This window comes from Microbacterium nymphoidis (assembly GCF_021044885.1).
Taxonomy (GTDB): Bacteria; Actinomycetota; Actinomycetes; order Actinomycetales; family Microbacteriaceae; genus Microbacterium; species Microbacterium nymphoidis.
Genome location: NZ_JAJNOD010000007.1, coordinates 14,376 through 26,356, shown reverse-complemented (window position 1 = coordinate 26,356; position 11,981 = coordinate 14,376). Strand labels below are relative to the sequence as shown.

General features: G+C 68.1%; 11 protein-coding genes. 2 read left to right on the top strand and 9 right to left on the bottom strand.

Translation table 11 applies throughout. The features are described from left to right. Positions 1-28 precede the first annotated feature (28 nt). Positions 29-694, bottom strand: a complete 666-nt coding sequence (gene yczE, locus LQ566_RS15965) for a membrane protein YczE (protein WP_231092771.1) — start codon at positions 692-694, stop codon at positions 29-31. 96 nt (positions 695-790) lie between these two features. Between yczE and yczR the strand changes: the two genes are divergently transcribed. Next, positions 791-2,185 carry a MocR-like transcription factor YczR gene (gene yczR / locus LQ566_RS15960; RefSeq protein WP_231092770.1) on the top strand — a complete coding sequence of 465 codons (1,395 nt, stop codon included), beginning with the start codon at positions 791-793 and terminating at the stop codon, positions 2,183-2,185. Between the two features lie 5 nt (positions 2,186-2,190). Here yczR and LQ566_RS15955 read toward each other — a convergent pair whose 3' ends face one another. From LQ566_RS15955 to LQ566_RS15940, 4 genes are all read right to left on the bottom strand, one after another. After that, positions 2,191-2,583, bottom strand: coding sequence for a DUF779 domain-containing protein (locus tag LQ566_RS15955; RefSeq protein ID WP_231092769.1), 393 nt, complete (start codon positions 2,581-2,583; stop codon positions 2,191-2,193). A gap of 56 nt (positions 2,584-2,639) precedes the next feature. After that, positions 2,640-4,190, bottom strand: a complete 1,551-nt coding sequence (exaC, locus tag LQ566_RS15950; RefSeq protein WP_231092768.1) for an acetaldehyde dehydrogenase ExaC — start codon at positions 4,188-4,190, stop codon at positions 2,640-2,642. Between the two features lie 81 nt (positions 4,191-4,271). Further along, a complete protein-coding gene (locus LQ566_RS15945; protein WP_231092767.1) occupies positions 4,272-5,585 on the bottom strand; it encodes a GAF domain-containing protein in 1,314 nt (437 codons plus the stop codon). Positions 5,586-5,704: 119 nt separating this feature from the next. Beyond that, positions 5,705-6,307 carry an HD domain-containing protein gene (locus LQ566_RS15940; RefSeq protein ID WP_231092766.1) on the bottom strand — a complete coding sequence of 201 codons (603 nt, stop codon included), beginning with the start codon at positions 6,305-6,307 and terminating at the stop codon, positions 5,705-5,707. Between the two features lie 144 nt (positions 6,308-6,451). Between LQ566_RS15940 and LQ566_RS15935 the strand changes: the two genes are divergently transcribed. Beyond that, positions 6,452-7,603 carry a hypothetical protein gene (locus LQ566_RS15935; RefSeq protein ID WP_231092765.1) on the top strand — a complete coding sequence of 384 codons (1,152 nt, stop codon included), beginning with the start codon at positions 6,452-6,454 and terminating at the stop codon, positions 7,601-7,603. A 25-nt stretch (positions 7,604-7,628) separates the two neighbouring features. On the opposite strand, the gene LQ566_RS15930 is transcribed toward LQ566_RS15935, so the two are convergent. The 4 genes from LQ566_RS15930 to LQ566_RS15915 form a co-directional block, all read right to left on the bottom strand. After that, on the bottom strand, positions 7,629-8,621 hold the full coding sequence (locus LQ566_RS15930) for a malate dehydrogenase (protein WP_231092764.1): 993 nt from the start codon (positions 8,619-8,621) through the stop codon (positions 7,629-7,631). A gap of 39 nt (positions 8,622-8,660) precedes the next feature. After that, positions 8,661-9,743 (bottom strand): magnesium and cobalt transport protein CorA, encoded by a 1,083-nt coding sequence (locus LQ566_RS15925; RefSeq protein ID WP_231092763.1) that lies wholly within the window; start codon positions 9,741-9,743, stop codon positions 8,661-8,663. 105 nt (positions 9,744-9,848) lie between these two features. Then, positions 9,849-11,279, bottom strand: coding sequence for a CCA tRNA nucleotidyltransferase (locus tag LQ566_RS15920; protein ID WP_231092762.1), 1,431 nt, complete (start codon positions 11,277-11,279; stop codon positions 9,849-9,851). Positions 11,280-11,312: 33 nt separating this feature from the next. Continuing rightward, on the bottom strand, positions 11,313-11,972 hold the full coding sequence (locus LQ566_RS15915; RefSeq protein WP_231092761.1) for a GNAT family N-acetyltransferase: 660 nt from the start codon (positions 11,970-11,972) through the stop codon (positions 11,313-11,315). Between the last annotated feature and the right edge of the window lie 9 nt (positions 11,973-11,981).

Here is an 11,981-nt window from a genome sequence, read left to right as displayed (position 1 = left end):
CGAGGTGCGTTTTCGATCTCCGCCGAAGTCAGGGAGTGAGAACAGGAGCCAGCCGAGCCGACCGACGCGCCCGCCAGGCGGTGATGCGGGGCAAGAAGACGCCGATCAGAGGTCCCACCCCGAACGCGAAGATCACCGTGCCCACGCCCACGGGGCCACCCAGCAGCCATCCGATCAGGAGCACGCTGCCCTCGATGATGGTGCGAACGATCCACACCTTCCACTTCGTCACGCGCACCAGCCCGGTCATCAGCCCGTCACGCGGCCCGGGACCGAAGTCCGCTGCGATGTACACACCGGTGGCGATCGAGAGCACCACGAGACCGGCCAGGAACAGCGCCGCCCCGGCGACGACGTTCGGCATCTCGGGGATGAGCCAGAGGCCCACGTTGGCGGAAGGCCCCACCAGCAGTGCGTTGAGCACGGTACCGAGCCCCATCCTCTGGCGCAACGGGATCCACAGCACCAGCACCACGATGGAGATGGCCACCGTGGCCGTGCCGTAGTCGATCGGCAGGTGAAGGGTGGTGCCCACCGACAGCACGTCCCAGGGCGAGAGCCCGATGCCCCCGCGGATCATCATCGCCAGACTGATGCCGTAGACGAACAGGCCGATCAGCAGCTGCACGAGACGCTCCGTGAGGTCGCGCGGCGACGTTGCGGTGATGGGCAGCAGGGGTGAGCGGAGGGCCATAGCTGCCATGGTGCTCCTGATCCGGCCCGTGGTTTCCGGTCCACTACCCGATAAGTGGCCTGTTACGTACAGGCCACATGGTGGCACAGTGGTCTCATGACCTCCCGGCTCGTCCTCCTCCTCGGCACCTGGCAACCCGATCGCGGCGTCGCGGCGTCGCTGGCGGAGCGGGTCCGCGCGCTCGTGCTGGACGGCCGGCTCACCGTGGGGGAGCGGCTGCCCAGCGAGCGCGTGCTCGCGCAGGAGCTCGGTCGGTCCCGTGCCACGATCACGGCGGCATACGGTCGGCTGGAAGCTGCTGGCTACGTGGTGCGAACCCATGGCGGAGGCACGCACATCGCCCTGCCGCACTCCTCGTCCGTGCGGCCGACGCTGCCCGGAAGCGCCCCGATCGATTTCTCGATCGCCTCCACCGGATCGGCGCCCGGCCTGCACGAGGCCACGATCCGCGCATTGCCGCGTCTCGCCGCCCAGCGCGGCGGCACCGGCTACACGCTGGAGGGGCTCCGGGAGCTCCGGGAGATGATCGCGGCCCGATACCGCGAGCGCGGCGTGCCCACGGAGGCCGACGAGATCATCATCACGTCCGGGGCGATGCATGCACTGGCGCTGGTGCTCGCGGCGTTCTCACGTCCGGGACGCGTCGCGGTGGTCGAGGAGCCCACGTTCCCGCACGCCATGGACGCCATCCGCCGTGCCGGACATCGTCTCGTGACCACTCCGGTCGGGGCGGGCGGCTGGGATGTGGGGCACCTGACGACGACTCTGCTCGACCTGCACCCGCACCTCGCGTATCTGATCCCGGATTTCCACAATCCGACCGGTGCGAACATGCCCGATGCGGATCGCAGCGTGGTGGTGGCCACGGCGCGCAGCGCGGGCACGATGCTCATCGTGGACGAAACGTGCGCCGACCTGGACATCGACCGCCCGTTCACGCCGAGTCCGTTCGCGGCCTTCGGCGACGTGATCACGCTGGGCTCCCTTTCGAAGATCGCCTGGGGGGGCCTGCGCATCGGGTGGATCCGGGCTTCGCGCGCGGTGGTCAGCCGTATCCTCGCGGTGCGCCCCACCATCGACCTCGGGACGGCACCGCTGGAACAGTGCATCGCCATCGAACTGCTCGATGACGTGCCGGCCCTGCAGCAGCACGTGCGCTCGCGACTGGCCGCGGGGCGTGCGGCAGTGCGCACCGGCCTGGAGTCGATCGGTCTCACGATGCCGGACACCCACGGAGGACTCGCCGTGTGGATTGGCCTGCGCGGCTTCGACTCCACGGCGCTCTCGCTCGCCGCCCACGACCACGGTCTGCGCCTGCCGCCCGGCCCCCGGTTCTCCGCGTCCGGCGTGCTCAACGGCTATCTGCGACTGCCGATCACGCTGGATCCGGAGACCACGGCTGACGGCATGCTGCGCCTGGCTGCGGCCTGGCAGGACGTGCACCGCGGACCCGTGACCCACGCCGCGATGGAGCATCTCGCGGTGGTGTGATCGCCTCATCCGCGGGGGATGAGCTCGAAGTGCTCCAGTTCAGGCGTGGTGAGCATCCGCGACCGCACGATGAATCGCCTCCCGGTGGGCGACTCGACGCTGAAGCCGGCCCCGCGCCCCGGAACAGCGTCGATGGTGAGATGCGTGTATTTCCAGTACTCGAACTGGCTCGACGACATGAACACGTCGACCGGATCGATGCCGGTGACCTCCAGCGTTGCGAGGTGGACGTCACCAGGACCGGTGATGAACATCCCTACGGGATAGCACATGGGGGCACTGCCGTCGCAACAGCCGCCGGACTGATGGAACATCAGGGGTCCGTGCTGAGCGGCCAGCTCGCGAAGCAGCTGCGCAGCCTCGGCGGTCACCGCAACACGTGTCAGATCGTCAGTCATAACATCACCTTCCACGGGGGAGCACCCGCCCGCATCGGCGGGCGCTCCCCGACGGATCAGAAGAAGCCCATGCTTCCTTCGGCATATGACACCAGGAGGTTCTTCGTCTGCTGGTAGTGATCCAGCATGCGGAGGTGGTTCTCCCGTCCGATCCCGGACTGCTTGTATCCGCCGAACGCTGCATGGGCGGGGTACTGGTGATACGTGTTGGTCCACACTCGTCCCGCCTCGATCGCGCGGCCCGCGCGGTAGGCCGTGTCTCCCGACCGGCTCCAGACACCGGCACCCAGGCCGTACAGGGTGTCGTTGGCGATGGAGATGGCGTCGTCGAAGCCGGTGAAGGAGGTCACCGACAGCACCGGCCCGAAGATCTCCTCCTGGAATATGCGCATGTCGTTGGTGCCCTCGAAGACCGTGGGAGCGACGTAGTACCCCTCGGAGAGATCGCCGCCGAGGTCCACGCGCTCACCACCGGTGAGCAGCTTTGCGCCTCCGGCCTTGCCGATCTCGATGTAGGAGAGGATCTTCTCGAGCTGGTCGTTCGAGGCCTGCGCCCCGATCATCGTGCGCGGATCCAGCGGGTTGCCCTGCACCACCTTGCCGACACGCTCCAGACCGTCGGCAAGGAAGCCGTCGTAGATGGATCGCTGGATCAGCGCGCGCGAGGGACAGGTGCACACCTCGCCCTGGTTCAGCGCAAAGAGCGTGAAACCCTCGAGCGCCTTGTCGTAATAGGCATCGGAGGTGTCGCGAGCGACGTCCTCGAAGAACAAGTTCGGGCTCTTGCCACCCAGCTCCAGCGTCACCGGGATGAGGTTCTGGGAGGCGTACTGCATGATGAGGCGACCGGTCGTGGTCTCACCGGTGAAAGCGATCTTGCGGATGCGCTTGTGCTGCGCCAGCGGCGCCCCCGCCTCGATGCCGAAGCCGTTGACGATGTTCACGACTCCCGGGGGAAGCAGATCGCCGATGAGATCGAAGAGGTAGAGGATCGATGCCGGTGTCTGCTCGGCGGGCTTCAGCACCACGCAGTTGCCGGCCGCGAGCGCGGGGGCCAGCTTCCACACCGCCATCAGGATCGGGAAGTTCCACGGGATGATCTGTCCCACCACTCCCAGGGGCTCGGCGAAGTGATAGGCGATGGTGTCGCCATCGATCTCGCTGATGCCACCCTCCTGTGCTCGCAGTGCGCCCGCGAAGTAGCGGAAGTGGTCGATGGCCAGCGGGATGTCCGCCGCCAGCGTCTCGCGCACCGGCTTGCCGTTCTCCCACGTCTCTGCGACCGCGATCTCCTCGAGATGCGCTTCCATGCGATCCGCGATGCGGTTGAGCACGAGCGCTCGTTCGGCAACACTGGTGCGCCGCCAGCTGCTGAAGGCGAACCATGCGGCTTCCACCGCGCGATCGATGTCCTCCGCGGTGCCGCGCCCCACTTCGCAGAACGGCTTGCCGTTCACCGGGGAGATGTTCTCGAAGTACTGTCCCTGGGCGGGCTCCACCCAGGCGCCACCGATGTAGTGGCCGTAGCGCGAGCGGTAGTTGGCGACGGCCCCGGGCTGTCCGGGTGCGGCGTACGCGGTGGTGACGTCCTCGTCGACGAGTGTCATGGTGTCTCCTTTGACCGATCCAGCAGCGGTGTCCCGCCGTGGCAGAGACGATATGCACGGCAACGTTGCACCGGGTTGCGGTCAGTGCGCGAGACGCTCGATACGTGCCACCAGCCCGGTGCGCTTCGGGGACCGGGGCGGCAGCAGTTCGAGTGCCAGTCGCAGCACCTCCTCGTCGTCCTCACCCGCAGCGGTGTCGGCATAGGACAGCAGCACATCGGCGCTTGCTTCCGCGATCAGGGCGTCGCGGAGCGTCGTGCGCACCGTGTCACGGAACTGCTCCACCCCCGGAGCCACCGAATCGGTGAGTACGTCGCCGGCGTAAGACGCCAACGCCACCCGATGAGCGCCGCGATCCAGCAGGGAGAGCACGCGTTGCGCGTCGGTGTCGATCTCGGCGGTCAGCCGATAGGGCCTGGACTCCACGCCGATGAAGGCAGCGACGCGAGCGAGAGTCTTGCGCAGCCGGACCATCTCCGGTCGGAGCGTGTCGACCGGAGCATCGGGACCGTACACGAGTTCGGTGAGGCGCTCGGCGCTGAGTCCCTGCCGGTGAAGGGTCAGCAGGAGGAGGATCTCCGCGTGACGACCCGAGAGCACGTGGCGGGTGAGTTCACGTCCGTCATCGACGTCGAGGAGGGCGCGCTCCTGGCCGAGCACGCGCAGTGTCGCACGCTGCGGACGTTGTGGGGGCGCACTCCGGCGCGGTGAGGATTCGCGGGAGCGCATGCGGGTGATCAGCAACTCACCCTCCACGGCGCGCGCGGCCGCATCGACGAGGAGCTGTGCCTGCGGTGTGATGACCTCGGTGCCGCCCGTGACATCGATGACGCCCACGATGAGTCCGGTCTCGGGGTCCCGCACCGGTGCCGCCGTACATGACCACGGCTGCACGAACCGATTGAAGTGCTCGGCCCCGAGGATCTGCACGCCGGTGCCCAAGGTCAGCGCCGTCCCGGGAGCGGAGGTGCCCACGGCGGACTCCGACCAGTCGGCACCTGCCACGAACCCCATCTCGCCGGTGCGACTGCGCACCTCCCGATCCCCTTCCACCCACAGCAACCTCCCCGCCGCGTCGCCGACGGCCACCACGACCCCCGCCTCCTCGGCGACTCCGGGCAGCAGAAGCGACCGGATCATGTCGCGGACGCCGGCGAGCGGGTGCGCGCGCCGATATTCCTCCAGAGCGGATCCCGAGAGCGCGACGGGCGGCAGAGCCTCTGCCGCCACCGCGCCGTCACGGCTGCGGCGCCACGATTCGCGCACGAGCTGGCGGACGTCCGCGAGACGACGGTCGTCGGCGTTGCCGGTGACGAACTCCTCGTGAGCGCGCTCCACCATCAGACGCGACGTCTGCGGCGAGACGTCGCGTCGTTGCGACCAGCTCGATGACATGGGAGATCCTGGGGCGAGATTGCGGCTGTGGCGCCAGTGTAGGCCAGCCCCGGCGTCGCGTCACCGCCGGTGCTCGTCAGTGCGTGACGGGCGGCTCTGCGTCGCCGGCCGGTAGGGCATCACAGTCGTTCGAGGGGGTTGCCCGCGAGCCTGGCCGCGACACCCCCGTCGAACAGGCGCCGGGCATGGCTGTGCGGTTTGCGTTCGGACTGGTCTCGCACACTCGTGCCGAACTCGTCGGCGAGAGTGAGGCGCGGGTGCGCGGCGAGCACTTCGCGGCGGAACTTCAGCGGGATGTCGGTGTCTCGCCGGCCCGCGATGTCGAGCCCGGTGGCGATCTCCAGCAGGTAGCCCTCGAGGTCATGGCCCGGATCGACCGCGGGCCAGTTGTGGCGCACGATGACCTCGGTGATGCGCTGTCGGCGGTGCTGGGGCCAGCCCGCACCCGCGGCCAACGCCGCACCCACGTGACCCCCCGCCTCCTCGTAGCCGAGGCGGTGATTGTCGAACTCGGGGGCCAGACCGATGTCGTGCAGCAGTGCGGCGGCGTACAGGAGTTCGTGGTCGACCCCGCTCCGCCCCTCAACCACGGCGAACGCCTCGGCCCACAGCCACGACCGCAGCACGTGGTTGCCGAGCGCGGGAGAGTGGTACTGCTTCACGAGGTCCCGCGCGCCGCGTGCGGCAGCGGTCTCCGGCACGGCGAAGTCGGCGATGCGCATGGAGTCAGGCTAGTGAACGTGGACAGCCGGCACCGTGCGAATGCCGCCAACGAACCGCGAGATCGCGCCACACCGCACGAACAGGCTCCCAGACGCGGCCCCCAGACGGCGCGCTCTCACCGATGTGCTCGGTACGGTGGAGCCATGGCGATGCGCGTGGGGATGACGACGAGTGCGCTCACCCGTCCACTCTCGTATCGAGAGGCTCGCGAGCTGATCGATGCGGTGACGCCGACGCCGCGCGAGCAGGCCTCGGGACGCAGCAGCCTGAAGCTGCCCCTGTGGTCGCGCATCCAGCTGGGAGCGCTGACGACCGTCGCCTGGATCATCGGAGCGGTCATCGTCGTGAGTGCCGCCGCGGGCATCATCGTCATCGCGCTGAACGTGTGGAACGATCCGATCGGCTCGCTGCGCTGGATCATCCCGCTGGGGCTGGTGGCGGTCGCCCTCGGCATCCTGCAGCAGTACGAGGAGCGTCAGCGCCTGATCCGGCGCGCACGCACCCTGCTGCTGGCGCGGGAGAACGGCTGGGACTTCGACATCGAGACCCTCGCCATCCCGCCGGCGCGCTCGATGAAGTTCGGCACCGATCGCAAGGTGCTCGATCTCGTGCGGTTGCGCCGCGCACCGCGCATCGAACTCGGCATCTTCCAGACCACCGTCGACTCCGGAAAGTCGACGGCGATCGTCCGTCAGGATTATCTCGCTCTCGCACTGCCGCAGAAGCTCCCGAACATCGTGCTGCAGGCGATGCCGACCGGGTTCCGTCTGGGCAACGCGGTCGCGGCTCCGAACGGCGTCGATCCGGATCAGTTCCTCAGCCTGGAGGGCGATTTCGACCGGTACTTCCGCCTGTACTGCCCGCCGGGTTACGAACGCGATGCGCTGTACCTGTTCACGCCCGACATCATGGCGCTGTTCATCGACCGCGCGCACGGCTGCAGCGTGGAGATCGTCGACAACTGGCTCATCGTGTCGGGGAACGAGCGGCGCCTGCGAGGGGCGAAGGTGGAGTCGTGGACGCGCACGCTCGAGCTCATCGCCGCGATCGAGGACAAACTCGAGCAGTGGGATCAGTGGCGGGATGACTCGAAGCGGCGCGTGGCCCCTCGCGGCACACCACGCGCGCTGGCACGCCCCAAGCCGGATGTGGCCGCCGCAGGCGCACGCCTGAAGGATCTCTCGCGGGCCAGCCGGATCAGGCGTCAGCTCACGACGGGCGGCATCATCCTCGGCGGAATCGCCGTCGTCTTCGGGTCGATCCTGATTCCCATCCTGATCGCCGACGCCAACTGAGGGACATTCCGCGCGCGGAATACGTTCAGATCAGCCCGAGCTCGCGAACCGCGTCGCGCTCGGAGATCAGCTCGGCCACTGATGCATCGATACGCGAACGCGCGAAGTCGTCCACGGCGAGACCCGGCACAATGCTCCAGTCTCCATCCGCGGTGGTCACCGGGAACGAGGAGAACAGGCCCTCCGGCACTCCGTAGGAGCCGTCCGAGACCACCGCCATCGACGTCCAGTCGTGACGAGCCGTTCCGCCGAGCAGATCACGCGCTGCGTCCACCGTCGCGGAGGCCGCCGACGCCGCCGAAGACAGGCCGCGAGCGGCGATGATGGCCGCACCGCGCTGCGCCACAGTCGGAATGAAGAACTCCTCCACCCACGCGCGATCCACATAGTCCACCGCGGGGGCGCCGTCGATCGTGGCCGCCGAGATGTCGGGGAACTGGGTGGCCGAGTGGTTGCCCCAGATGCTCATGCGCCGGATGGCGGAGACCGGACGGTGCGTGTGCTGGGCGAGCTGGGCCAGGGCACGGTTGTGGTCAAGACGCGTGAGCGCGCTGAAGCGCGAAGCGGGAACGTCGGGCGCGTGGGTCGAGGCGATCAGCGCATTGGTGTTGGCGGGGTTCCCCGTCACGATGACGCGCAGATCGTCGGCGGCCACGGTGTTCAGGGCGGCACCCTGTGTGCTGAAGATCGCGCCGTTGGCCGCCAGCAGATCGCCGCGCTCCATGCCGGGACCGCGGGGCCGGGCACCCACAAGGAGGGCCAGGTTGACGCCGTCGAAGACCTTCTCCGGGTCGGATCCGATCTCCACACCGGCAAGTCCCGGGAATGCTCCGTCCTGCAGTTCCATCACCACGCCCTCCAGGGCGGGCAGCGCTGGTTCGATCTCCAGCAGGCGCAGCTCCACGGGGCGATCGCCGGCGATTGCTCCGCTGGCGATGCGGAACAGCAGGTTGTAGCCGATCTGTCCGGCGGCTCCGGTGACGGCGATGCGAAGCGGGCTCTGCGTGGTGTGGGTCATGCCCTCACGCTACGCCACCCCGCACCGCCGCCGGGAGCGTCACATCCAGTCTTTTCGGCGGAACACCAGCCACAGTCCCACCCCGAGCAGGAGCATCGCCCCCACGGCCAGCGGGTAACCGAAATCCCAGTGCAACTCGGGCATGTTGTCGAAGTTCATGCCGTAGATCGCGCCGATGAGCGTGGGGGCGAACAGAATGGCCGCCCAGCCGGAGATCTTCTTCATGTCCTCGTTCTGGCGCTGTGTCACCAGGGTCGAGTTCACGCTGAGGATCTGATTGAGCGCGTCGCGCAGATCGGTGGTCCGGGTGGTGGCTCGGGAGAGGTGGTCACCCACATCCTGCAGATGGGTCTGCAGCTCTTCCGCGACCCGGTACTTGCCGAAACCCGCGCGCAGACGCACCAGGACGAGGCCCATCGGGCTCGCGGCGTGCTGCAGGTCGATGACCTCGCGACTCAGGCGATAGATGCGCTCCGTCACCGAGCGCTCCCCGGTGAACACCTGACGCTCGATCTGCTCCTTGTCCACGTCCAGGCCGTCGAGCGCAGAAGCGTAGCCGTCGACGATCGTGTCGAGCACGGTGTACACGACGGCCTCGGAGCCCAGCGCGAGCAGTTCGGGGTCGCCACCGAACTGCTCCAGGTCCCACTTCTGCTCCTTCTCACGGTCCTGGCAGATGACCGCCACGGTGTTGCCGCGGACGATGAGGTGGAACTCCGCGAACTCGACCTCTTCCGTCCAGTCGCGGTACAGGGCGGAGCGGACCACCACGAAGAGCACGTCTCCGTAGCGCTCCACCTTCGGACGCTGACCCGCGTTCTCCAGATCCTCCACGAGGATCGGGTGCAGGTCGAACTGCTCGGCCAGCTCTGCGATCTGATCCGGTGTGGGCAGGTCGTAGCCGATCACCGCGAGGTGGTTCGACTCGCCATCGGCGTACGCGACGGCCTCGGCGAGCGTGGCGGACTCGTCGCCGGGAATCCGTGAACCATCGCGGAAGAGGTGGACCGTGCGGGTGCCGCGGCTGCCCGCGGGCGGTGCTGGCGGGATGGGCCTTCGTGCCGGGATGAGGCGATGCGGATCCAGACGGTTCACTCGCGGCTGATCATTGCGGATACTCATCGGACCTCCCCGGGTTGTGTGTGCGTGTGCAACGTTCCACCGTACGCCCTCAACCGGAACGAACCGTGAACGCGCTCGTCACAGGAGTCGATGAGGAGAGGTGTCTCAGCCCGAGCGTTCAGCCCACCAGGCGCGCAGTCGCTCTTCCGCATCCGCCTCCGAGATCACACCCTCATCGAGCCGGATGTCCATGAGGAAGCGGTAGGCCTCGCCGACTTCGCGGCCGGGGCGGATGCCCAGCACCTCCTGGATGCGATTGCCGTCCAGGGCGGGACGCAGCGAATCCAGCTCCTCCTGCGCGGCGAGCTCGTCGATGCGACGTTCGATGTCGTCATAGGCACCGGCAAGACGCGCGGCCTTGCGCTTGTTGCGCGTGGTCACATCAGCGCGGGTGAGGATGTGCAGCCGTGCCAGCTCATCGCCGGCGTCACGGACATAACGACGAACGGCCGAGTCCGTCCACGTGCCCTCGGCGTAACCGAAGAAGCGCAGGTGCTGCTCGATCAGCTGAGTGACGGACGAGATGGTGTCGTTGTCGAAGCGCAGGGCCTGAAGCCGCTTGCGTGCCATCCGGGCACCCACGACGTCGTGGTGGTGAAAGCTCACGACACCACCCGGTTCGAGCTTGCGGGTGCGGGGCTTGCCGATGTCGTGCAGCAGCGCCGCAAGTCGAAGCGCGACGTCCGGCTCGGCATCCGGGAAACGGCTCTTCTCCAGCTGGATCGCCTGGGCGAGCACCGTCAGCGAGTGCTCGTAGACGTCCTTGTGGTGGTGGTGCTCATCCGTTTCGAGCCGCAGTTCGGAGATCTCCGGCAGGAACTCCTCGATCAGCCCGGTGTCCACCAGCAGTCGCAGCCCGCGCGAGGGATCGTCGGTCTGCAGCAGCCGGACCAGTTCGGACTGGATGCGCTCCGGGGAGACGATGCCGAGGGTGCTGCGCAGCGAGGTGATCGCCGCGACGGTCTCGGGAGCGACCTCGAACTCCAGCTGCGAGGAGAAGCGCGCTGCGCGCAGCATGCGCAGGGGGTCATCGCCGAAGCTGATGGCGGGGTCGATGGGGGTGCGCAGCACGCCGGCCACCAGATCCTCGATGCCGCCGGTGGGATCCACCAGCTGCGCCTGCGGAACGCGCAGCGCCATGGCGTTCACGGTGAAGTCACGACGGGTGAGGTCGGCCTCGAGGGAGTCGCCGAAGGCCACCACGGGCTTGCGGGTCACGCCGTCGTACTCGTCGGCGCGGTACGTGGTGATCTCGACGTTCTCGCCCTGGACGCGGGCACCGATCGTTCCGAACGCGCGCCCGATGTCCCAGTGCGTGCTGGAGATGGGCTTCACGATGGCGAGGATCTGGTCGGGGCTCGCGTCGGTGGTGAAGTCGAGGTCGTGCACCGGACGGCCCAGCAGCGCGTCGCGCACCGGACCGCCCACCAGCGACAGATCGTGACCGGCGGCGGCGAACGCCTCCGCGACCGTGGCTACCACCGGATTCGCTGCGATGGCGCCCAGGCGCGCAACTCCCTCAGCCATGTTCAGCATGACTTCCAGCCTACCGGGGCGGCTGTCACGCGTTCATGCGTGGTCCCCGAGACCGAGGAACGCGCGAACCGGAGCTACGCCGCTGACCTCAAGGTCCCATTCCGGGCGGACGAAGTCCTCCTTGCTCACACGGAGCCGGACCATCGTCTCGACGGTGTCCGGACGGGTGACAGCACGTTGTATGCCGTCATCGGTATATCCAAGAGCACGAGAGACTCCGAGCGAGGAGGCGTTCCATTCGGCGGCGCCCGACGTCGCCTCGCGCGCGCCGAGATGGTCGAAGGCGAAGCTCAGCACCGCCTGGCGCATCTCCTTGCCCAGCCCGCGCCCGTGCACGGACTGCGTGAGCCACGAACCGGTGGAGACCTCCCGAAGCTGCGGGAACTGGTGTCCGGCGAGGTCCTGCACGCCGATGACGACGCCGTCGTGGATGATCGCGAACAGCACGGTCCAGGACTGCGGCTGAATGGCGGCACGCATGCTCCAGTGATAGCGCGCGATGGCCGGGCCCATGACCTCGGGGGCCTGGTCGGTCCACGGGAACGAGAACGGCATCACCGCAGGATCGTGCACTCCGGCCGTCGCGGCGTCGACGACGGCGGGGATGTCCTCGTCCCGCGCCGGCCGGAGCACCAGCCGGGGCGTCCGCAGCTCCAGGCCGAACAGCGGCCACACATCGTCGATCGTCGTCATCGCGACAGC